The sequence below is a fragment of the Xanthomonas sp. NCPPB 4467 genome, assembly GCF_041475665.2.
Classification (GTDB): Bacteria; Pseudomonadota; Gammaproteobacteria; order Xanthomonadales; family Xanthomonadaceae; genus Xanthomonas; species Xanthomonas dyei.
Genome location: NZ_CM191260.1, coordinates 1,809,116 through 1,831,632 on the forward strand (window position 1 = coordinate 1,809,116; position 22,517 = coordinate 1,831,632).

Consider the following 22,517-nt stretch of genomic DNA (forward strand, 5'->3'; position numbering starts at 1 on the left):
CCGCGCTACACGGCGCAATCGATTGCGAAGATTGCGCCGTTTTTTCTTTATGCATCCGTCAACGCTGCACTGATGTCCAGCGCCACACCATCGGTCGCCATCACTGCATGGCCATCGTGTGCATCGCGCATTTGACGCAATCACGTTGTCGTCGATGCGCCGTTTGCGCAGTCGCCTTGCGCGACGCTGTTGCGGCAGTTTGATTGTGCAAGTTTCGCTGCGCCTGCTGCCGGTTTTTGCGCAATCCGATGATAACGCTTACAGCCGCACTGCCATTGAAGACTGCATGCGGGCTCAAGCGGCTGCCGTATCGGCTGTAACAGTGCGTGCCCATCACTATGCTGCAACGCACGGTGACAAGCCCTTTCTCGCCTGACTAGGCTGCGTGGCGTGTTAGCGCTATCACTGGCCGGCACGCCGTGCATGGCATGCGTTGCGCAGCTGTCACCGACACCACCTGTGTCGGCGCTGTCAGCCGCAGGCATGCAACGCACAACGCAGGCCGCGGATCGAAGGGGCGATCGGTGGCATGCGCGCTAGGGGACCTTATTCACAGCAGTGCTGTTCCATCGCCTACCGGGCGGTGGTCATGACTTCGCCGTGTCGCATGCCGCGACATCGGCCGTAGGCGGTTGGACTCCACTCCCGAGGACATATCGATGCGTCGTACGTTGAACAGCTTCAAGTCGAAGGCCATGTTCACCTTCGTTGGCGGCCTGTTGGTCATCAATCCCGCGTTTGCGCAGGACGTCGCGCCGCCGACACCCGCGCCGCGGTCCAGCAGCGACGCCGCCACCACGCTCGATACCGTCAACGTCACCGGTATCCGCAGCAGCCTGGACCAATCGATGGGCATCAAGCGCGATGCCGCCGGTGTGGTGGATGCGATCAGCGCCGAAGATATCGGCAAGTTTCCGGACACCAACCTGGCCGAGTCGCTGCAACGCATCACCGGCATCTCGATCGAACGCCGCGATGGCGAAGGTGCGCAGGTCACCGCACGCGGCTTCGGTCCGCAATTCAATACGGTCACGCTCAATGGCCGCCTGATTCCCGGTGCCGACGCCTTCGGTGCGCCCGGGCAGACGCCGATCGGTGGCGTGGATGTGGGCACGCGTGCGTTCAACTTCGCCCAGCTCGCCTCCGAAGCCATCACCGGCATCGAGGTGTTCAAGACCAGCCGCGCCACTGCGCCCAGCGGCGGTATCGGCGCCACGATCAACATCCAGACCGACAAGCCGTTCAATCACGAGGGCGTGGTGGCCAATGCCGGCGCCAAGATGGTGTCCGACCGCTCGCAGCCGTTCGGCGATTCGCTGACCCCGGAAGTGTCGGGCATCTTCAGCTACACCAACCCGGACAAGACCTTGGGTATCGGCCTGAGCGCCAGCTACCAGAAGCGTCATGGCGGTTCGGTGCAGGCCACCGAAAACACCTGGAATATCCAGCCCTGGACAGGCACGGATCCGGCCTTGCGTCCGGGCGCGGTCGTGACCAACGCACCGCAGATCGGCCAGCTCTACGGCATGCCGAACGACCTGCGTTATGCCTTCGCCGACTTCCAGCGCGAGCGCATGAACGGCCAGGCGGTGGTGCAATTCGCCCCGAGCGACAGCCTCACCCTGACCCTGGATTACACCTACTCGTCCAATGAAATCCGCGAAGAACGCGGCGAACAGGGCATCTGGCTGCAACGCGCCAACAGCTTCACCGATCTGACCTTCGATACTGGCCAGGCGGTGGCAACGCCGGTGTATCTGCGCGATGTACCCAACGGTGCCAAGGACTTCGGCATGGAGCAGCAGCGTAACGAGCAGAAGTACACGCTCGGCTCGCTCGGCTTCAATGCCGATTGGCAGGTGAGCGACCGCTTCCAATTGTCCTTCGATGCGCATAACTCGAAAACCAAGAGCATGCCCAACGACCCGACCACCGGCGGCAGTGCCACGTACTTCAGCTTCGCCGGCACCAATAACTGCGTCAACGGCCCGTCCTGTGGCGGTCAATGGGGACAGGAGCTTTCGTTCAACAATTCGTTGCCGATCGGCGCACGCACCTGGTATCCCACCGCTGCCGATTCCCTGGCCGGCACCAACGGTGTGGTCAACCCGGACTTCACCCCCGCCGAACTCGGCTCGCAGGTGCTGCGCATCTACTACCAATCGCAGGTGACCGAGATCAAAGAGGGGCGCATGGATGGCACTTTCGACTTCGACGACGGGCGCTTCCAGTTCGGTGTGAGTACGGCCAACACCACCATGAACCGGCTGACCAGCGACACCTATTCGACACTCGGCGATTGGGGCGTGGCCAATGCCGGCAACGAGCCCGGCATGCAGGCGTTGTTGCGCCCGGTGAGCATCACCGGCATGTTCAAGGACTTCAACGCCAACGGTGCGGCGCCCAATGCCTGGCGTGGCGATGCCGACCAGCTGGCCCTGTGGGGCGGTAGCCAGTATGGCGCCACCACCCGCTACAACCCGCAGTACAGCGCCGACAACCAGGTGGAAGAGAAGACCCGCGCCGCCTATGTGCAGTTGGAACTGAAGGGCGACATCTCCGGCATGACCACCAATACGCGACTGGGCTTGCGCTACGAGCGGACCGATGTGGAATCCACCTCGCAGGTGGCCACGCCCACTGCGTTGCTCTGGCAGGCCAACAACGACTTCCAGCTGCTGCGCTCCACCGAGCAGCAGCCCTTCAGCGAAAAGACCAGCTACAACTACATCCTGCCCAATCTCGATTTCAGCATCGACATCACCGATCAGCTGAAAGGCCGCGCGTCGTTCGGCCAGACGATCGCGCGTGCGCCTTATAACAACCTGATCGCCGGGCCGACGCCGAATACACCGAGCGGATCGATCCTGATCAACCCTTCCACCCGTGCCTCCGGCAGCTCGCAGAACCCGACGCTGGATCCGCTGGAATCGGACAATCTCGATCTGGCGCTAGAGTGGTACTTCGCCGATGCCAGCTATGTCTCGGCCACGTTCTGGAACAAGCGCGTCAGCAATTTCATCGGCAACACGGTGTCGCGCGAATCGCTGTACGGGCTGCGAGATCCCACCTCGGGACCAGACGCGCAGTCTGCGCTGGCCTTCCTGCAAAGCGGTGCCTGCGCAGCGCAGGTTGGCGCGGCCGGTAATGACGCAGCGGCCGCCTGCTCGGCCAACGATACCTCGCTGTTCGCAGCGATGGCGCTGTTGCGCAACGCTGCGGCGACCGGTGGATTGGCCGCCTATAACGGCAGCTCTGCGCAGAGTCTTGCGCTGGAGAATGCGTACGACATCGTCGGCAATGCTTCCGACCCGCTGTATCAATTCGATGTGTCGCGGCCGGTCAATCAGGACAAGGCCAACATCCATGGCTGGGAACTGGGCGGGCAGTATTTCTTCGACAGCACTGGCTTCGGTATCTATGCCAACTACACCATCGTCGAGGGCGATGTGGGCTTCGACAACACGGTGATCGACCGCGACCAGTTCGCACTGCTCGGTTTGAGCGATACCGCCAACGTGATGCTGATGTACGAAAAGTACGGTTGGAGCGCGCGTCTGGCCTGGAACTGGCGTGACGAGTATCTGATCGCCGCCAACCAGGACGGCGCCAACCGCAATCCGTACTACGTGGAGGCCTACCAGCAATGGGACCTGAGCTTGAGCTACAGCTTCAGCAAGCAGCTGTCGGTGGGCTTTGAGGCGATCAACCTGACCGGCGAAGACGTGCGGTGGCATGGGCGGTCGGACAAGCAGATGATCCGCCTGATCGACCAGCAGCCGCGCTACACGCTGGGCGTGCGTTACGCGTTCTGAGTGAAGCGCACGGGTTGACGTTCTGACGTCAGGACGTTGCAGACGCGCAGCCGGTGTGTGCCTTGGTGCACGCCGGCTGCCGCGCAGATTGCCTCTGCGCGGTCGGCGCTTGCGATTGCGTCAGTGGGATGTGCGTGCGAGACGCTGCGGCGCCAGCCACACAGGCCGCGCGCGTCATCCGGCAGCGATATCCCAGGCGAGCGCAACAGTCGGCACAGGTGCGCTGCGTCATCGAAGCGAAACCGGCGGACGGATGACGTGTCCGCCAATCGACGCACCTTCGTCTGCCTTCCGCCAGCGCATGCTGCTCTGCCGCTTGCCGGCTTCGCACTTTTTGGCAATGCTCGCGGGCAGCAGGCGCGGCATGCCGTCGCGTGATCGATCCCCCGACCAGTGCAGTGCCCATCGCCGGCTACTGCTGGAGCCTTAGATGTCGCGATATGCAGTGCTCAACAATGTGGCGCACCACGATCTGCGCGTGATTCTGCGCTTTGGTGCCGAATTTGGCGATGCGGTGGGTTTTGTGCCGGCGTTCGTCACCGAGTACGCCGAGCTGCAACGCGAATACCCGCTGTTCTTTCGCAAGGATGCGGCCACCGGCGCCTATCAGTCGGTGGCATTGCTGGGCTTTGCGCCCGATGAAAACCTGTTTCTGCAGGACGGCCGCTGGAATGCCGGTTACCTGCCGGGCATCGTCGCCAAGGGGCCATTTTTGATCGGGTTTCAGGAGCAGCGTATCGATGGCGCGCTGGTGCAGGAGCCGGTGATTCATGTCGACCTGGAGCACCCGCGCATCAGTCGCGCCGACGGCGAGCCGGTGTTTCTGCCGCAGGGCGGGCACAGTGCGTATCTGGAGCACATCATCAGCGTGTTGCGCGGCATCCGTGACGGCATGGATGCGGTGCAGGCGATGTGCGCGGCATTCGATGCGCTGGGCCTGATTCAACCGGTGAAGCTGGATATGGTGCTCGACGATAGCCATGGCGTGCACCTGGAAGGGTTGCACAGCATCGACCGCGAGCGATTGGCTGCGCTGGATGGTGCCGCCCTGCAGCAGTTGCATCACGCCGGGTATCTGGAGGGTGCCTTCCTGATGCTGGCCTCGCAGTACAACCTGCGCCGGCTGATGGGCGAAAAACAGCGCCGGCTCCAGCACGCGCAGGCCGCTGCGGCAGCCGCAGCACACGCCTGATCGCATGCGCGCACTGTCATCGATCGCCCCGCTGCCCGAGCGCAGCGACTGCCAGCCGGATGCGGCATTGCTGGCACAGTTGTGCGCGGCTGCGCAGCCGCTGGTGCTGCGCGGGGTGGCGCGCGACTGGGCGCTGGTGCAGGCAGCGCAGCGTGGTACATCGCAGGCCATGGCACAGTTGCGCGGCATGGATACCGGCCGGGCACTGCAGTATTCGTATGGCGCTCCGGACATCGGCGGTAGGCCGTTCTATCGCGACGATTGCAGCGATCTCAACTTCGAGGTGCAGCGCGGCAGCTTGAGCGCGCTGCTGGATGCAATCGACGCGCATCTGGACGATCCGCAGCCGCCCACGTATTACCTGGCCTCGTTGCCGATCGATGCGCACCTGCCGGGTTTTGCGGCAGGCAATGCGCTGGATGTCAGCGCAGACGGCAACGCCGTGCCGCCCAGCATCTGGATCGGCAACCGGGTCATCGCCTCCTGCCATTTCGATGCGCCCAATAACGTTGCGGTGTGCGCGGTAGGCCAGCGGCGCTTCACGCTGTTTGCGCCCGAGCAGGTGGCCAATCTGTATCCGGGCCCGCTGGAGCCCACGCCGGGCGGGCAGGTGGTGAGCATGGTGGATGTGACCAATCCGGATCTTGCGCGCTATCCGCGCATGGCCGATGCGTTGTCGCAGGCACGCACGGCGGTGCTGGAGCCGGGTGATGCGATTTTCATCCCCAGCATGTGGTGGCACCACGTGCAGTCGCTGCAACCGTTCAATGTCCTGGTCAATTATTGGTGGAGCACGGCGCCTGCGCAGCTGCCTGCACCGATGCAGGCGCTGTATCACGCGCTGTGGGCCATCCGCGACCGCCCGGCGTCGGAAAAGGCCGCCTGGCGTGCGTTGTTCGATTACTACGTGTTCGGCCCTGCCGAGCGTGCCGGCGAACATCTGCCCGAGCACGCGCGCCAGGTGCTGGGCCCGATCGACCCCACACTCGCGCGCCAGCTGCGCGCCATGCTGATCGGCAAGCTCAATCGCTGATCGCCTCCATCGTGTTGTGCTCCCACTGACAGGAAAACGCCGTGCACCAGGCCAGGATTCGCAAGGTTGTCATCGCCGGGGGCGGCACCGCCGGCTGGATCGCGGCCTGTGCGTTGTCGCATCAATTTCGCGATTTGTTGGACATCACCCTGGTCGAGTCCGATCAGATCGCCACCGTGGGGGTGGGCGAATCCACGGTGCCGCCCATCCGCACCTTCCATCGGTTTTTGCAGATCGACGAACAGGAGTTTCTGCGTGCGGTCGCCGGCACCTTCAAGCTGTCGATCTCGTTCGAGCATTGGCGCCGGCAGGGCGAGCGCTATATCCACCCCTTCGGCATTACCGGCCAGAGCACGCTGGTGTGCGCGTTCCATCATCTGTGGCTGGAAAGTCAGCGCCGCGGCATGCCCGGCGCGTTCGGCGATTACTGCCTGGAAACCGTGGCCTCGCGGCTGGACCGCTTCGCGTTGCCACGCGAGCCGGCCGTCAACTATGCCTACCACCTGGACGCGGCGTTGTACGCGCGGTTTCTGCGCACGCGCAGCGAAGCGTACGGGGTCACGCGTGTCGAGGGCAAGATCCAGCAGGTGACGTTGCAGCCGGATAGCGGCGATGTGGCCGCGCTGGTGCTGGAGGACGGGCAGGTGATCGAAGGCGACCTGTTCATCGATTGCACGGGCTTCCGCGGTCTGTTGATCGAGCAGACGCTGCACACCGGCTACGAAGACTGGAGCCACTGGCTGCCGTGCGACCGCGCGGTGGCGGTGCAGACCGAAGCAGTAGGGCCGCCGGTGCCGTATACGCGCGCCATCGCACATGAGGCGGGCTGGCGCTGGCATATTCCGTTGCAGCATCGCGTTGGCAACGGGCTGGTGTTTTCCAGCCAGCACATGTCCGATGACGAGGCGCACGCCAAGCTGCTGCGCGACACGGCCGCAACCCCGGTCAAGGAGCCGTGGCTGGTGCCGTTCCGCACCGGGCGACGGCTCAAGGCCTGGAACAAGAATGTGGTCTCGCTCGGCCTGGCCAGCGGCTTTATCGAGCCGTTGGAATCCACCAGCATCCATCTCACCATTGCCGCGGTGGTGCGGTTGATTACGCTGTTCCCGGCCGATGGCATCGCGCCGTCGCAGGTCGATGTGTTCAACGACATCAGCCGCGCCGAGATGGAGCACGTGCGCGATTTCGTCACCTTGCACTACCACGCCACCCAGCGCGACGAGCCGCTGTGGCAGCAGTGTCGCGACATGGAACTGCCCGACTCGCTGCGCCTGCGTCTGCGTGCCTGGCGCGAGCGCGCGCATGCCTGGCAAGGCACCGATGAACTGTTTCGCGTGGACTCCTGGACGCATGTACTGCTGGGACAGGGCATCGTGCCGCTGCAGCATCATCCGCTGGCAGCGGCGTTGTCCGACACCGATCTGCGCCGCCTGCTGGATGGCATTGCGCAGCCGATCCAACGTGTGGTGGAGCAGATGCCGTCGCAGCAGGAGTTTATCGAGCGCTATTGCAAGGCTGACGAGCAGCTGTGGGGTGGGCGCAGGCGGGTGGCTATGTAAGGATATTTAGTTGCTTGTTCCCCACACCTTAAGATGCCTGCGTGCTCCAACCAAAGATCACGACATGAAGGCGATTAGGTGCACTGCGTTTCAGGAGTAACGGGAAACGTGCTGATTGATCTGGAAGCCACAATGCCTGCAAGGTGCTGGCTGCTCCGCCGAGCGGAGCAGTACTGCTGGACCATGATAGGAACGCTTGCATTTTGGGCAGGGGCTGCGCAGAAATGGTAGCGCCGTTAGTACGATAATGATGCCGCTCACCGTCGACAGAAGTACGCCGATCAGCAGTAACGCGTTGTCCTTGAATAAATGTCGGACTTGGAAAAACGCCATGCCGGCGAACATTGCGATCAGTACACCGCTGCGAGCAAGCCGCTGGTTAGAGCGCATGCGCTCCATCGACGCGCGCAGACGGCGATTTTCCTGCATTGGATCAACGGGTGGTTCCATATCTTGCGACATTATTTTGGCCTGCGAAATGCCCTGCAACGGGTAACTAAAATAATGAAATTTGACTTTTTCGATCTCTTAAATTTTGGATTTATTCTAAAGTCTGCGCAACATTGTTTTGACGCATAGTGTAGTTCCGCCGGCTACAGCCGCATCAAATCGGCGCCGACCACGATCGGCCCGGCGTAGTGCTTGCGCGCGCCTTCGCTCCACATCGCATCGGTGATGCTGGGATCGCCGCCAGGCACGAAGTGATTGAGCACCAGCATCTTGGTATTGGCCGCGGCGGCGATCCGTCCAACCTCTTCGCTGGTGGAATGGCTCTTGAGCAGATGGTCCAACAAGGTAGGGGCGTTGTCGTTGGTCTTGAGCATCTTTTCCAGCGCAGGCAGATACATCACCTCATGCACCAGGATGTCGGTGTCTCGAGCGAATGCAGCCAGCGCCGGTAGGTAGCGCGTGTCCCCGGAGAACACCACTGTGCGGTCGCGTGCCTGGAAGCGATAGGCGAACGCCGGTTTGAGCGTGTAGTGGTCCACCAGCGTGGCCGTCACCGTGACCTGATCGTTCTGCAACACGGTGCCGGCGTGGTCGAACTCGTGCACGTGGATGAGCTGCTTGAACGGCGGGCGACCTTCCTCGCGGATACGCGCCTCGATGTCGATGGCATGCATTTCGACGAACGCATCCACCATCTTGCCGATGCCCGGTGGCCCATACAGATGCACTGGCGTCTGCAAGCCACTGGCCCAGGCCAGCCACACCACAGTGAGCAGGTCGGCGTTGTGATCGGAATGATGGTGGGTCAGGAAGATATCGCGCAGCGTGGGGAGGCGGATGCCGGCCTTGGCCAGCTGTTGGGCCACACCATTGCCGCAATCGATCAGGTACGGCTGCCCGTCGATCACCAGTGCATTGGCTGCCGCCGCACGCAGCGGCGAGGGCGTTGGCCCGCCCTTGGTGCCGAGCAGCACCAGCACGCTGCCCTTGGCCGGAAAGGGTGCAGGTGCCGCACCGTCGGTCGCATGCGCCTTGCGGGCACCGGCGGCGAGTTGGCCTGTTACCAGCAATGCGCCGGCACCGAGTGCGATCTTGAGCGCACCGCGGCGGCTGCGGAGATTGGTGAAACTGGTCATCGCGGTTCCGGGATCATCGGGGGGCAGGATGTCGGCAGCGATCGAAACACGTCGCTCCGGTAAGACTCAGCGTTGTTTCGCTACAAAGTCGCGTAGCGCGGGTGAGTGATAGAACGCCATGCATTGCGCAAAGATGGTGGTGAACGGACCGCGCCGTGCTTCGTCCTTCATCGGCACCTCGCCACGGTGATAGTTCGCCGTCTGTTGCGCGACAAAGGCCTGCAATCGCCCGGTGGCGCCAGGGCTGGCATTGTCCAGCGCGTAGGTGGTGAGCAGATACGAGCGGTCGCGCAGTTGGTCGGGTTCCAGCCGGCCGCTGCGTTGGTAGTTCTGCTCCAGGCACAGCTGCAGTGCGTAGGCCTTGACGTCTTCCGCGGCGGCCGGCGTCGCCGCCATCGCGGCAGTGGAGACAGTGGACACTGCGACAAGCAGCGCAGCGGTGACAGCATGGCGACAGCGATGGGGAAACGGCATGCCGATCCTGGCGATGGAAGTGTTGGCAGTCTGCAGGATTGCCATGCGCTTTGCTCGCTTGACGTACGCTGCGCTTGGCGTGGCACCAGTGTGCGCCGCATCGCCGCATCGCCGCATCGCCGCAGCGATGGCTGCGCAGGCAGCGCAGGCAGCGCAGGCAGCGCAGGCAGCGCAGGCACCGCAGCATACGATCACATGGACTGCCGGGGATTGTGCGTGGTGGCATCTCCGCGAGGCCAGTCGGTCTCCGAAGCAGGTCGGCCCAACGTCCTGCGACGCGGCGTCATCCTGCCTGGCACCCGCACTGCCTTGGCAGCGCCGCACACGCTTGCCGCCATGCAGGCGAGTCCGCATAGTGCGGCATCATCGGAACAAGAGCGTCGCCGCTATGGATGTGCGCAACAACACGAGACGGCGTGAGCGCGGTCGCTACGCATGCCGTCTCGCAGTGCTGACGTTGCTGTTGTCGGCGCAGGCGCAGGCCTGGCATCCGCAGTATCCGCCCTGGTCGCGGCCGCCCGTTGGCTCCGAGTGCAAAGTGGACTCACTACCCGCCGTAGAAGGCAGCGTGCAGTGGGAGGGCGTGACCCATTTCCGCGATGCAAATACCGTGCTCGCCATGGACAACCGCGGCGCAGCGCCGATGTTGCAGGTGCAGGATGCAGCCGGACGCCTGCTGCTGCCACCGGTCGAATTGGGTGGCGGGCTGCTTGGTTTTCATGGCGTGGAGCGCGTGGATCTCAATGGCGACCGTCGTCCGGATTACGTGGTGACCCTGGGCAGTGGCGGCGTTGGTCTGGCCGGCGGCAATGCGTGGCGCACCGTGGTGGTGTCGCAGGGCGATCGCTACCGCGCCTTGCGTGTGCCCACGCACGAACCCACACCCGATGATTACCGGCGCGTGCCACGCAGTAGCGCTTGCGCGTTGCTGCAGCTGTCGGTAATCACCGCCAACCCGGCTGCAACCCGCGACCGTCGCTGGCATACGTTCTGGGTGTACCGGTTGATGCGTTTTCAGGGCGCTCGCGCGATCGAAACGAACCGTGCTTTCCCGGGTCTGCCGAACTGGATTCTGTACACCCATCGCACCGGCAACAGCAGCGCGACCACGCTGTTGAACGATCTCAGCAAGCAACAGTTGTGGAACGACCCATCGCGTGAGCGCATCACCGCGTTGCCGTAACTGCGCCAGACAAAACGCCTCATACATCGATCATGCAGGCGGCTGTGCGGAGCACTGCTTCGCGTCCAGCAGCGGCTCACAAAGCGTGGCGATCAGTCGTCCGGCGCGTGTGGACGGCGCTCAGGAAACGGAGTCTACAAGTGGTCCATGAGAATGTTGGGAACCGGCCATGCCCGCCCGACGGGTGCGCAGTAGACCAATCGGTCGCTCAAGGTCGAAACGCGCCAACCCGTGTCCTGCAAACGCGTGGCAGGCGATCTAACGCCTGCCACGCCTTGCTCGATAACGCCTGGACGCTTACTGCCCGAAGAACGTCGAGATCGACGAATACACGTCGGAGAAGCGCGAGTAGTAATCCGGATCGGTCTGCGCCGTGCAATACGAATAGCCGCCATACAGGCCGCCGCGCAGTTGATACGCACCGCCACTGGCGATGGTGAACAACCCCGAGCCGGACGAACCGCCTTCGGTGACGCCATCGTTCCAGACCACGCGGTACAGCGGCGTCTTGCCGTCGATGGAGGTGTTAAGGCCATTGACCGTGCCCAGCGAGTATTTCTTGACGTCACCTGCGGGGTGATGGATGCCAACGATCGAAGTGCTGGTGGCACCGATCGCCGCGCTGTTCCAGGCGGCATAGAACGCGCCGCTCGGCGGTGCGGTCTTCAGTTCCAGCAGCGCGGTGTCGCGCGTGGTATTGGCATGGCGCAGGAATGCGCCGCCGCTGAGCGTGGTCGCCTGCGCGCTGGCCGTGTTGCCATTGCAGCTAGCCGCGTCGTAGAACCAGTACGTCTGCAAGGTATTGGCCACCGTCTGCGTGCTGATGCAGTGCGCCGCAGTCCAGAACAGATTGCGCTTGGGCGTGTTGGTGTTGTTGAGCAGGGTGCCCGTGCACAGGAACGAGCCCTGGCTGGTGGTGAACACCATGCGTGCCACCGCCTTCGCGGCGCTGGTGAAGCCGGCGGTGGGATTGGCGCGGCAGACGATGTCGTTCTGGCAGGAATCGCTCTCGCCGATGGCAATGGTCATCATGTCGCGCGGGCTGGCGGTGGGGCTGATATCCAGATGCGACAGCTGCGGAACGCTGAGGCTGAAGTTCTCCGGGTACAGGCCTGCCGGCAGCGACAGCTCGACCAGCAGGTTTTCGCCGCTCACTGTCGGTGACCAGCCGATGGCATCGCCGGTGCCGACGAAGCTGGCGCCGGATTGTTCGAACACGCGGCCGTCGTCGCCGGCAAAACGCAGCGTCACCCTGGACGGGTCGCCCGGTTTTGCGCCGGCGCCACGCAGCACCAACGCCGCACGCAACGATGCCGCCTGCGCGGAGCCCAGCTTCAAGGTCGCAACACGTGAGCCGTCGCCGGCCATCTGCCAATCGAGCTTGGCCAGGTTGACCAACGGCTGCGCCACCGCGCGCGAAAAGCCGATCTGCAGCGGCTGCCCATGCTTGACCTGCGCAATGCGGCGCTCACGCACGGCGCCGAGTTCCTTGCTGCTCGGTGCAGCCAGTTGCGCCACGCGCGTTGGCATGATGCCGCCGCGCAGGCTAGCCGACTGCAAGGTCGCCGCGCCGAGCTTGGCCGCCTGCGGCGCGCTGCTCACCGGTGCGGCATCCATCTCGGTGGGTGGCGCAGCCAGCGCAACGCCGGACACAGCAGAGAGCAGCGCGAGGTACAACGCATTCTTGCGATTCATGGGTAGTCCTTCTCGTCAGGGAACGGCAGGCTGCGGCGGGGGCCACACCCTGCGGCGCCATCGTTGGCGCGGAACGAGACTAGCGAATGTTTACAACTGAATATGTGCTGAAAATCTCGTTCAGAGATGGGCGATCAATAAAAATACAATCGCTTTTGCGCACATCGATGCGTTGCGTCGCATGTGCGATGAACATGGCAGCGTCGGCGCGCATGTACTTACGCGCACGTGCACGCGTGCGTGCACAGCGCTGTTGGGGCAGCACGTTAGGGAGACTGGCTACGGGACTCCACAGGTCGACGCAAGATACGCGCGCGACGAATGCAGCACGGCATGTGGCGTTCGAGCGGGCGGTGATGGCTGCAGCAGACGCGCGCACTGCAGCGCGCACGCAGTGCACGGTGGCAGACGCACAGTGCATGCGCTCAACGCCGTGCGCGAAGCGCTATTCCACTGCGTCGCTGGCGCGGAACTCGATGGAGCGGCCACTGAGTTTCAGGAACGCCAGCACGCATAACCCCACCACCATCCATGCGCTGCCGCCCAGCTGCGCATGCCGGTCGGCGTTGATCAACACATAGGCCAGGATCACGATGCCGATCAGCGGCACCAAGCCATGCAACACGATCCGGCCCTGGTTGCGGAAGTGCCAGAGCACGGCGAGATGCAGCAGTACGAATGCGGTCAGCGCGCCGACGTTGCACAGCGACGACAGCAGCGCAATTTGGCCGACGAATACCTCGCCCAGCACCATGCTCAACGCCGCCACCAGCAGGATGGCGCGCTGCGGCACGCCCGTGTGTGGATGGATGTAGCGCAGAAACGCCGGCAACTGGCGGTCGCGCGCCATGGCGAACAACAGCCGCGAGGTTGCCGCTTGCGCCACCAATGAATTGGCGATTGCCGCACTGATGGCTACCGTCAACGCGATGACGATCTGCAACCACGGCCCGGCAATCAGCCGGCCGATCTCGAAGAACGCATCGTTGGATGCCTGCGCGCTTGGGTAACGCTGCAGCGTCGGTTGCAGCAACGCGGCCAGCCAGGTCTGCAGCACAAACAGGCCCGCCACCAGCACCAAGGCCAGCAAGGTGGCGCGGCCTACCACGCGGTTACCGCCACGCGCTTCTTCCGACAGCGTGGAGATCGCATCGAAGCCCAGAAACGACACCACCGCCACCGACAGTGCGCTGAAGATCAGCTGCGGCGAAAACGCCTGCGGGTTGTAGAACGGGCGCAGGTTCCAGTGCGCACCGTTGACGCCGCGCTGGATCGCCAGCGTTGCCAGCACCACGAACACCGCCAGCACCACCAGCTGCGCAGACAAGAAGAACCGATTCGCCCGCGCCGTCGTTTCGATGCCGCGCAGATTGACCACGGTATTGAGCACCACGAAGAACGCGATCCATGCCGGCTGCGGCACCGCCGGCAACACGTTGTGCATGGCATTGGCGCCAACCACGTAGAGCAGGGTGGGTACCAGCAGGTAATCGAGCAGGATCGCCCAACCGGCCAGAAAACCCATGCCGCTGCTTAATCCACGGCCGACGTACGCATACACCGAGCCGGCCACCGGAAACACCTGCGACATCTGCTGATAGCTCAAGGCGGTGAACAGCATCGCCACGAAGCCGACCAGATACACCAGCGGCACCATCCCCGCGCTGATGTCGAACACCCCGCCGAAGATCGAGAACGGCGCGGTCGGCACCATGAACACCAGGCCGTAGATCAGCAGATCCTTCAGCGTGAGCTGGCGCTTGAGTTCCTGCGCGTAGCCAAAGCGTTGCAGCTCTGCCGCATCGTCGCGGCGTGGTGTCTCGGTCATGCAAGTGTCCGTTGTAAGGAAGGCAGGTTCAGCGCAGGCGCGCGGTCCGGAAAGCCGATGCTGCCCTGCAGCTATGTGACCGGCATTGTGACGATAATGTGGCCGGCAAGCCCATCCATTGGTAAAAGTGCTAGGTTTTCCGTGCTGGATGTCATCCAGCAGAGGCGTCAACCGCTCCGAAGGACCCCCATGTTCGACACTCTGGCCAGCCTGGGCCGCGATCTGCAGGCACTGCGTACGCTCAACGCCTGTCTGGATCGGGTGTTCGGCGACGTGTGCGTGTTGGGCTTCCAGTCGCTGGTATACGACTACGCGCCGGTGCCGCTGAGCATGGAAGGCGCGCTGATTACCCCGAGCGTGTTCATGCAGCGCAATGCGCCCGGCGATATGCAACATGTTTGGTGCGAGCACGGTTACTACCAACATGACCCCGTTCAGCAGCGTGCCACGCAACGCACCACGCCCTTCGTGTGGTCGTACCGCACCGATGGCAACCGGCCCGGGGTGGAATACGTCGGTGCGCAGCACCGCCAGGTGACGCGCTATCTGTGCGATAGCGGCATGGGTACCGGTGTCACCGTGCCGCTGCATCTGCCAGGCGGGGCGTTTGCCACGTTCAGTGGCGCGGTCGATGCGAGTGCCGCCGAAGCGCCGCGCCTGGCCGAAGCACAGCTTGCTCCGTTCTTGCTGCTTGCGCATGTGTTCCAGGCGCGCGCACAGGAACTGCTGGACCCGCAGGAGCGACGCTGCCACCACATCGCCCTGACCCGGCGCGAGCGCGAATGCCTGCAGTATTCGGCCAAGGGGCTGACCGCCAAGAGCATCGCCGCCGCGCTCAATCGGTCCACCGCCACGGTCAACCTGCATCTGAATTCGGCCGCGCGCAAACTGGGCGCGCGCAATCGTGTCGAGGCGGTGGTGCGCGGGATGCACTACCGATTGCTGGAGCCTTGAGTACGTTGCGGTGGCTGCTTGTGGCATTGAGTGCACACCGCACATCGATGCTTGGCGATCGACGCTTCCAATGGCCAGCGCTGTGTTGCGCAGGCTGAGGTAAGACGACCGACTGCTAGCAGGGCACGCGCCTGCGGCGCAGTGCGTGATGCTGAAGACCTGGTCACGCTGCGCATCGCAGCAGTTGCAGCGATGTGGTCGATAGTCGTCGACCTTGAACATCGAATTTGCGATTGGTCTGCGCAATCGTCGGTACTTCATAGGCGTTTATCCGTAGCGTGTCCAACGCGCAAGCCACCCACGCGATGGCTCCGAAACCGCTGCAAACCTGTGAGATTTGCCAGTTAACGCAGACACGGCTGCCCGCTAGGCTCGGCGTTCATCATTGCCGAGACAGGCGCAGGTCATGCAGTCCACCGAGGGGTACGTCCAATTCCGCGGCTATCGCACCTGGTACCGCATCAGCGGCGACCTGCGCAGCGATGCCTGCCCGCTGGTGGTGGTGCACGGTGGGCCCGGTTGCACTCACGACTATGTCGACAGCTTCAAGGACCTGGCCGGCAATGGCCGTGCAGTGATTCATTACGACCAGCTCGGCAATGGCCGCTCCACCCATCTTCCCAACGCGGATCCCGGGTTCTGGACGGTCGGGCTGTTTCTGGACGAGTTGCAGACGCTGATCGAGCACTTGGGCCTGTCGCAATACGCGTTGCTGGGCCAGTCGTGGGGCGGGATGCTGGCCGCCGAGCACGCGGTGCGCCGGCCCAGCGGGTTGCGTGCGTTGGTGATCGCCAATTCGCCGGCGTCGATGGGCTTGTGGCGCGCGGCAGCACTGCGTCTGCGCGCTGGCCTGCCCGAGCAGATACAGGGCGCGCTGGACCAACACGAAGCGGCCGGCACGCTGGATCACCCGGAATATCGGGCGGCCAGCCAGGTGTTTTACGCACAGCATGTGTGCCGCCTGGTGCCGTGGCCGGACGAGGTGGCGCGCACCTTCGCCGCCATCGATGCCGACCCCACCGTGTATCACGCCATGAATGGCCCAACCGAATTCCACGTGGTGGGCAGTCTGCGCAACTGGAGCATCATCGAGCGGCTGCACCGCATCATGGCGCCCACGTTGGTGCTGTCGGGCAAGTACGACGAAGCCACGCCGGAAACCGTCGAGCCGTACGCGCGCTTGATTCCGGATGCGCGGTGGCACGTGTTCGCCAATTCCAGCCATATGCCGCACGTGGAAGAACGCGCTGCCTGCATGCGTCTGGTCGGCGACTTTCTCGAGGACCACACGCCGTGGCCGGGCGGCGAGCTTGCGCATCTGTCGGGATCGATCACTCGCGCTGTGTAAAGGCGTGGCGCTACTGGTGGGTAGCTTGCCTGCTGCGTCGCGTTGTCGCTGTCGCGCGTCGACCGGTGTGCAAGCCGCGCATTCTCGCGCGAGCGTGGTGCAGTGCATCGCGCTCGCGTCCTGCCGCGTGAAAACACCGCGCCAGCGCTCGACCACACATCGGCTGCGTGAGTCGGCGATGTGCGTCACCCTGATCGTTCAAGACGTTGCCTGTGGCGCAATTGGGCATCAAGCAGGGTTTCCGCACCCACTGCGGCGTCATAGCGGTCGCAATCCACGCGCTGTCGGTCGTGCGTACTGCATGCAACACGTGGCTGCGTAAGGCCGTTATCGCCATGAGCATCGTCTGATCTGACACTGCGCAGCTTGCGCAGGCATGTCATCAGCACTTGCAGCAGCGAGGTGTATCTGCGGCAAGTGCGCGTCACTTCAGCGCTACAAGACAGGTGCGATGCATCGATGCTGCGGGGACGTCTCTCTCTGCCGCACTGCACAGCATCGAGGTGCGGTGCGCGGCATCGCACTGCAACGACAGATTGAATCAACGCGTTGCAGCAGCGCAACCGTGCAGCAGTCAACGCTGACGCAGCGACTCTCGCACGCAACCGGACCTCGTCAATCACGTATCAATTTGCACGCACGGCAGTGTCCTGTCCTGCGTGTCTCCTGCTGTCTCTTTTGCATGTCCCGCAAGGAGAACACCGTGGTGCGTCAAAGTTTCAAAGATGGATAATTGTTTTATGTTTTAAATCGCGCGAAGAATGCGGCCCCCACGCACTGCTTTGCCGACGTCCTTGCCATCACGCAGACGTCGCGCATCGCCTATCGACTTCTTTGGGAGAGGCTGCATGACCAGCAAGATGCTCCAGGGCGCACTCGCGCTCGCACTGTCCACCTGCGCTGCAAGCGCCATCGCCGGCCCGGTTGGCTACGGCGCTGCCACCACCGGCGGCGGCAACAAGACACCTATCAACGTGGCCACCTTCGAAGCGATGCAGGCTGCGATCGACAGTTATTCCGGCACTGGCGGGCTGGTGCTCAACTACACCGGCAAGTTCGACTTCGGCACCATCAAGGACGTCTGCGCGCAGTGGAAGCTGCCGGCCAAGACCGTGCAGATCAAGAACAAGAGCGATGTCACCATCAAGGGTGCCAACGGCTCGGCGGCCAACTTCGGTGTGCGCGTGGTGGGCGACGCGCATAACGTGATCATCCAGAACATGACCATCGGCCTGCTGCAAGGCGGCGAAGATGCCGATTCGATTTCGCTGGAAGGCAATTCCACTGGCGAACCGTCCAGGATCTGGGTCGACCACAACACCGTGTTCGCCTCGTTGACCAAATGCTCCGGCGCCGGCGATGCCTCGTTCGATGGCGGCATCGACATGAAGAAGGGCGTGAATCACGTCACCGTGTCCTACAACTATGTCTACAACTATCAAAAGGTCGCGCTCAACGGCTATAGCGACAGCGACACCAAGAACTCGGCCGCCCGCACCACCTACCACCACAACCGCTTCGAGAACGTGGACTCGCGCGTGCCGTTGCAGCGTCGCGGGCTGAGCCACGTCTATAACAACTACTTCAACAACGTCAGCACCTCCGGCATCAACGTGCGCATGGGCGGCGTGGCCAAGATCGAGTCCAACTACTTCGAGAACATCAAGAACCCGGTGACCTCGCGCGACAGCAGCGAGATCGGCTACTGGGACCTGATCAACAACTACGTCGGCAGCGGCATCACCTGGGGCACGCCGGATGGCAGCAAGCCCTACGCCAATGCCACCAACTGGGTCAGCTCCAAGGTGTTCCCGGAGCCGCTGGGCTATATCTACACCGTCACGCCGGCCGCGCAGGTCAAGGCCAAGGTGATCGCCACCGCAGGTGCAGGCAAGAATCTGGCCGAGTAAGCGTCGGCGTAGCGTTGCATCCACCGATCCCCGGCTATGCCGGGGATTTTTTATGTGCAGCGCTGTTGCAGGCAACGCTTTCTGCACGTGTCTGACGTAGCCGCGCGCCGCAGCGACATGCCGTCGGGAGGAGGGAAGGGCGATGACGACCGCGTATCGCCACACGATTGGTGGGATGGCGCCGCAGACGAGTTATCGCGGTACGAGATCACAGTGTGCACAGGCCGCCTTCGATGAGCGCGCACGCTCGGCAAGGTCGCCGCGTTGCAGCCGTGTCGTCCGACCGATCAGCGCGTCGCGTCGCCTTGGCAATGCCAGTACCGCCGTCGGCGTTGCTCCTGCGGCCAGTGTGCACTGCAGCACGACGCGCGCGCGTCGCGCACCGGCATGGCCTTGGGCAATCGCTTCGGTTGGGAGTGCCGGCTGTCGACAGCGCGGCCGCAGCTTCAGCCTGGCCTGGACGTCTTCGTCAAGAGGCGCGGTCGGCGTCACGACGCGGTATCGTGTCGCGTTACCACCTTCCCGATCCCGTCCATGTCGCTTCCGACCGATCCTGTTGCTGAGACCGCTGCGCCTGCATTGCGCCATGCCTTGAAACCGCGGCAATTGATGATGATGGGCCTGGGTACGGCGATCGGCGCCGGGTTGTTCCTGGGCTCGGGGGTGGGCATCCATGCAGCCGGCCCGGCCGTGCTGGTGTCCTACCTGATTGCCGGCGCGCTGGTGATCATCGTGATGAACGCGCTCGGCGAGATGGCCGCGGCCAAGCCTGCCAGCGGCGCCTTCTCGGTGTACGCGGCCGATGCGATGGGTCCGACCGCCGGCGCCACCGTGGGCTGGCTGTGGTGGCTGCAGATCGTGGTGGTGATCGCCGCCGAGGCGGTGGGCGCGGCCAGCCTGTTGGCCACCGTCTGGCCGGCATTGCCGGTACCGATGCTGGCGTCGATCTTCATGGCCAGCTTCACCGTGATCAACCTGCTGGGCGTGCGTAATTTTGGCGAATTCGAATTCTGGTTCGCCATCCTCAAGGTGATCGCCATCGTGATCTTCCTTTTGATCGGCTGCGCGTTGCTGGCCGGCCTGCTGCCGGGCGTGGCGTCGCCGGGGCTGTCCAATTTCACCCAGCACGGCGGGTTCGCCCCCAAGGGCCTGGCCGGAGTGGGCACAGCATTACTGGTAGTGGTGTTCGCCTTCGGCGGCACCGAGATCGTGGCGGTGGCGGCGGCCGAAACCGCCGACCCCGGGCGCAGCCTGGCGCGCACCATCCGCACCGTGGCCTGGCGCATCCTGGTGTTCTATATCGGCTCGATCAGCGTGATCGTGGCGGTGGTGCCGTGGACCAGCGCCGCGCTGAGTTCGCCGTTCGCCGCTGTTCTGGAGGTGGCGCGGATTCCCGGCGCGGCTACAGGCATCACGCTGGTGGCGGTGGTGGCGCTGTTGTCGGCGCTCAACGCCAATCTCTACGGCGCCTCGCGCATGATCTTCTCGCTGGCCCGGCGCGGTGAGGCGCCGCGCTGGCTGGGCAACACCAGCCGCCAGCAAGTGCCGCTGGTCGCGGTGATCGCCAGCGTGCTGTTCGGTTTTGCCGCGGCGGTGCTGGAATTGCTGTATCCGGGCAAGGTGCTGCCGATGCTGCTCAATATCGTGGGCGCCACCTGCCTGCTGGTGTGGACCATCTCGCTGGTGTCGCAGTTGATCCTGCGTGCGCGTGCGGACCGTGCCGGTATCGCCTTGCCGTTCCGTATGCGTGGGTATCCGGTGCTGACGCTGCTGGCGTTGGCGATCCTGGCGGTGATCTTCGTGCTGCTGGCGTCCTCGGCCGACACCCGCGCGCAATTCCTGTCGATGGTGGGGCTCACTGCCGGCATCGCGTTGATCAGCGAACTGGCACGCCGGGTACGCGCCGCGGCGTAATCGTGCCGGGTGCGTAGAACCGACGCATCGGTTTGTATCGGCAAACTGTCGACGCCTGCAGTTCATCGACCTGCAGGCGGGTATCGGCGGCAACGTCATGCCGCCGGCTCGATCCCGTCGCTGCACGCACTTGCGGTTGCCGACGGCAATGCCATGACAAGCGCGCATCCTGCGGTCAGATGACGCCAGGCAGAGGGTCGGCTGCCCATCGACGCCAATGAGCACGACGTCGCCTTGTGGATGCGCTCTCAAAAAAGCGCTGCGGCCATGGACTTGCCGGAACCGTTCCATTAGGTTTTATGCAGTCGAATCCAGCGCTTTCAGCGCGTTTTCCGGATGCCATCTTTTATGATCCAACGATCATAGGGCGCGGTGAGTCGTGCGTGTTTCAGGGTCATTGCCGGAGCGTCCATGAGTGCGGTGTCATCCCAGGAGTCTGCAGACCTGACTGTTGCGCAGACGCTGGAGGCCGTGCATGCGCTTGCCTATCCGGTCGACACGCATCTGGATTCGCTGTATCTGTCGCGGTTGGGCGGTTACGATTTTTGGAAAGGCGACTGGAAGGCGCATCGACGCTCGTTGATCCTCTGGCTGATGAACAAGACCTCGCCGAGAGGTCGCAATCAACCGCTGATGCATCATGTGAGCGGCCCGGACTTTCTCGCGGGCGGTTATGGCGGTGCCTGTTTCAGTGCCCATGCGCTCTGGGAAAACCTCATTGCCGTGCCGTTCTTCGATCCCTGGAAAAACTGGGTGGATCATCGGCGCTATGTCGAGGCGATGGTAGAAGCGAGCCGGGGACGCATGCGGTTGGCACGTAGCGCCGCCGAGCTGCGTGCGATTCGGGCCGAAGGTCTGTGTTGCGCGATCCTGTCGTTGGAGGGGGCGCATATGCTCGGTCCACGCGGCAGTCGCAGCCAGGCGTTGCGACTGGAGCGTCTGGGCACCGCCGCCGAGGAAGGGGCCGCCTACCTGACACTCAACCATTTCAGCCATACCGACATCTCGCAGGCCGGTTATGCCACGCTCAATCCGTGGCGCACGATCGAAGGGGCGGGGCTGACGCAATTCGGTCGGCAGGTCGTGGAGCGTTGCATCGCGGTCGGACTGCTGGTGGATCTGTCGCATACCTCGAGCCAGGGGGTGATCGACGCGTGCGAGATCTGCGTGCAGCGCAACGTGCCGGTCATGGCCTCGCACGCCGCATCGCGCAGCATTACCCGTGGCACCGAAACGCGGCCATCGCGTCATCTCGAGCGCGGCTTCGACGATGCGGCGATCCGCGCCATCGTGCAGACCGGTGGCTGCATCAGCGTCATTCTGGCGCCGTACTTTCTGCAACATGCGTATCTGGCCGACGGCACCCCGAATATGGATGCCGATCTGGCCTTCGTCATCGGCTACTACGAAGCCTTTGCCCGGCTGATCGCCGGCATGGGAATCGTCGAAGATCCGTGGAAGCATCTGAGTTTCGGAAGCGATTTCGATGGCGGCATCTCCAGCCTGCCGACTGGCATGCGCAGCGGCGCGGATCTGCCCCGGCTCACCCAGGCAATGCTCGATGCAGGCTGGCCTGTCCAGCGTATCGTCGATGTCTATAGCGGCAATTTCCTGCGCGTCTGGGAGCAGGTGCGGCCATAGCGGCCTGGGTGATGCGGCGACGGCATGGGAGGGCAATGCGCTGTAATCGGCTCAACGGTGCCGGTGTCGGCAGGGAGCCGGACGACCAAGAGCAGCTAACAAAACGCCTGTGCTCACCGTCAGGCAAGCGCGGCCGGCGCTCGGTGCGGCCTTTACCCTTCGTACACACCGGTTCCCCCGCGCCGCCCGCACCCACCTGACGACTGCTCGCTACGTTTTGTTCGCCGATCTAAGGGCACGGCAATCGGTTCGACGTGCGCGCATCGTCTGAACGGGCCGCACTGATCAGGGCCTAGCCGCATGCGCACCGGTGCGCCGTTTTTGCCTGGCAGCTGCGACACACTGCCGCAGATGCGACGCCATGTCGCATCGGGAACGGGTGCAT

15 protein-coding genes and 2 other RNA genes are annotated in these 22,517 nt (G+C 63.6%); 11 read left to right on the top strand and 6 right to left on the bottom strand.

Translation table 11 applies throughout. The annotated features are described in order from the left end of the window. Positions 1-659 precede the first annotated feature (659 nt). The 4 genes from ACCQ06_RS07910 to ACCQ06_RS07925 all read left to right on the top strand — a co-directional run bounded on the left by ACCQ06_RS07910 (position 660) and on the right by ACCQ06_RS07925 (position 7,599). Positions 660-3,815: a TonB-dependent receptor gene (locus ACCQ06_RS07910; RefSeq protein ID WP_170068498.1), complete on the top strand. Its 3,156-nt coding sequence runs from the start codon at positions 660-662 to the stop codon at positions 3,813-3,815. Between the two features lie 430 nt (positions 3,816-4,245). Then, entirely contained in the window at positions 4,246-5,007 is a 762-nt protein-coding gene (locus tag ACCQ06_RS07915) for a SapC family protein (protein WP_228324255.1), read from the top strand. Positions 5,008-5,011: 4 nt separating this feature from the next. Continuing rightward, entirely contained in the window at positions 5,012-6,040 is a 1,029-nt protein-coding gene (locus ACCQ06_RS07920; RefSeq protein WP_316691633.1) for a cupin-like domain-containing protein, read from the top strand. Positions 6,041-6,081: 41 nt separating this feature from the next. Beyond that, on the top strand, positions 6,082-7,599 hold the full coding sequence (locus ACCQ06_RS07925; protein WP_316691634.1) for a tryptophan halogenase family protein: 1,518 nt from the start codon (positions 6,082-6,084) through the stop codon (positions 7,597-7,599). 90 nt (positions 7,600-7,689) lie between these two features. On the opposite strand, the gene ACCQ06_RS07930 is transcribed toward ACCQ06_RS07925, so the two are convergent. The 3 genes from ACCQ06_RS07930 to ACCQ06_RS07940 form a co-directional block, all read right to left on the bottom strand. Further along, positions 7,690-8,049 carry a hypothetical protein gene (locus tag ACCQ06_RS07930; RefSeq protein WP_316691635.1) on the bottom strand — a complete coding sequence of 120 codons (360 nt, stop codon included), beginning with the start codon at positions 8,047-8,049 and terminating at the stop codon, positions 7,690-7,692. Positions 8,050-8,192: 143 nt separating this feature from the next. Continuing rightward, a complete protein-coding gene (locus tag ACCQ06_RS07935; RefSeq protein WP_316691636.1) occupies positions 8,193-9,185 on the bottom strand; it encodes an MBL fold metallo-hydrolase in 993 nt (330 codons plus the stop codon). Between the two features lie 66 nt (positions 9,186-9,251). After that, positions 9,252-9,659: a hypothetical protein gene (locus tag ACCQ06_RS07940; RefSeq protein ID WP_104614595.1), complete on the bottom strand. Its 408-nt coding sequence runs from the start codon at positions 9,657-9,659 to the stop codon at positions 9,252-9,254. Between the two features lie 538 nt (positions 9,660-10,197). Here ACCQ06_RS07940 and ACCQ06_RS07945 point away from each other — a divergent pair. Further along, a complete protein-coding gene (locus ACCQ06_RS07945) occupies positions 10,198-10,842 on the top strand; it encodes a hypothetical protein (RefSeq protein ID WP_316691637.1) in 645 nt (214 codons plus the stop codon). Between the two features lie 73 nt (positions 10,843-10,915). Here the strand turns inward: ACCQ06_RS07945 and ACCQ06_RS07950 are convergent. From ACCQ06_RS07950 to ACCQ06_RS07960, 3 genes are all read right to left on the bottom strand, one after another. Continuing rightward, positions 10,916-10,991: non-coding RNA, sX9 sRNA (locus tag ACCQ06_RS07950), on the bottom strand. A gap of 148 nt (positions 10,992-11,139) precedes the next feature. Next, entirely contained in the window at positions 11,140-12,537 is a 1,398-nt protein-coding gene (locus tag ACCQ06_RS07955) for a trypsin-like serine peptidase (protein WP_228324261.1), read from the bottom strand. A 445-nt stretch (positions 12,538-12,982) separates the two neighbouring features. Further along, positions 12,983-14,365: an APC family permease gene (locus ACCQ06_RS07960; protein WP_316691638.1), complete on the bottom strand. Its 1,383-nt coding sequence runs from the start codon at positions 14,363-14,365 to the stop codon at positions 12,983-12,985. A 189-nt stretch (positions 14,366-14,554) separates the two neighbouring features. Here ACCQ06_RS07960 and ACCQ06_RS07965 point away from each other — a divergent pair, with 189 nt between their 5' ends. The 6 genes from ACCQ06_RS07965 (at position 14,555) to ACCQ06_RS07990 (ending at position 22,358) form a co-directional block, all read left to right on the top strand. Then, on the top strand, positions 14,555-15,319 hold the full coding sequence (locus ACCQ06_RS07965; protein ID WP_104614500.1) for a LuxR family transcriptional regulator: 765 nt from the start codon (positions 14,555-14,557) through the stop codon (positions 15,317-15,319). 406 nt (positions 15,320-15,725) lie between these two features. Next, entirely contained in the window at positions 15,726-16,667 is a 942-nt protein-coding gene (locus tag ACCQ06_RS07970; protein ID WP_104614501.1) for a proline iminopeptidase-family hydrolase, read from the top strand. Between the two features lie 848 nt (positions 16,668-17,515). Continuing rightward, positions 17,516-18,577 (top strand): pectate lyase family protein, encoded by a 1,062-nt coding sequence (locus ACCQ06_RS07975; protein WP_104614502.1) that lies wholly within the window; start codon positions 17,516-17,518, stop codon positions 18,575-18,577. A gap of 534 nt (positions 18,578-19,111) precedes the next feature. Beyond that, positions 19,112-20,491 carry an amino acid permease gene (locus tag ACCQ06_RS07980; protein ID WP_316691639.1) on the top strand — a complete coding sequence of 460 codons (1,380 nt, stop codon included), beginning with the start codon at positions 19,112-19,114 and terminating at the stop codon, positions 20,489-20,491. Between the two features lie 411 nt (positions 20,492-20,902). After that, positions 20,903-22,132, top strand: coding sequence for a membrane dipeptidase (locus tag ACCQ06_RS07985; protein ID WP_316691640.1), 1,230 nt, complete (start codon positions 20,903-20,905; stop codon positions 22,130-22,132). Between the two features lie 150 nt (positions 22,133-22,282). Continuing rightward, a non-coding RNA gene (locus ACCQ06_RS07990) (sX9 sRNA) lies at positions 22,283-22,358 on the top strand. Positions 22,359-22,517: the final 159 nt, after the last annotated feature.

Coding starts and splice junctions, on each gene's coding strand:
- ACCQ06_RS07965 (WP_104614500.1), top strand. CDS start 14,555: ATGTTCGACACTCTGGCCAGCCTGGGCCGCGATCTGCAGGCACTGCGT.
- ACCQ06_RS07975 (WP_104614502.1), top strand. CDS start 17,516: ATGACCAGCAAGATGCTCCAGGGCGCACTCGCGCTCGCACTGTCCACC.
- ACCQ06_RS07985 (WP_316691640.1), top strand. CDS start 20,903: ATGAGTGCGGTGTCATCCCAGGAGTCTGCAGACCTGACTGTTGCGCAG.
- ACCQ06_RS07910 (WP_170068498.1), top strand. CDS start 660: ATGCGTCGTACGTTGAACAGCTTCAAGTCGAAGGCCATGTTCACCTTC.
- ACCQ06_RS07955 (WP_228324261.1), bottom strand. CDS start 12,537: ATGAATCGCAAGAATGCGTTGTACCTCGCGCTGCTCTCTGCTGTGTCC.
- ACCQ06_RS07935 (WP_316691636.1), bottom strand. CDS start 9,185: ATGACCAGTTTCACCAATCTCCGCAGCCGCCGCGGTGCGCTCAAGATC.
- ACCQ06_RS07980 (WP_316691639.1), top strand. CDS start 19,112: ATGTCGCTTCCGACCGATCCTGTTGCTGAGACCGCTGCGCCTGCATTG.
- ACCQ06_RS07920 (WP_316691633.1), top strand. CDS start 5,012: ATGCGCGCACTGTCATCGATCGCCCCGCTGCCCGAGCGCAGCGACTGC.
- ACCQ06_RS07930 (WP_316691635.1), bottom strand. CDS start 8,049: ATGGAACCACCCGTTGATCCAATGCAGGAAAATCGCCGTCTGCGCGCG.
- ACCQ06_RS07915 (WP_228324255.1), top strand. CDS start 4,246: ATGTCGCGATATGCAGTGCTCAACAATGTGGCGCACCACGATCTGCGC.
- ACCQ06_RS07960 (WP_316691638.1), bottom strand. CDS start 14,365: ATGACCGAGACACCACGCCGCGACGATGCGGCAGAGCTGCAACGCTTT.
- ACCQ06_RS07970 (WP_104614501.1), top strand. CDS start 15,726: ATGCAGTCCACCGAGGGGTACGTCCAATTCCGCGGCTATCGCACCTGG.
- ACCQ06_RS07940 (WP_104614595.1), bottom strand. CDS start 9,659: ATGCCGTTTCCCCATCGCTGTCGCCATGCTGTCACCGCTGCGCTGCTT.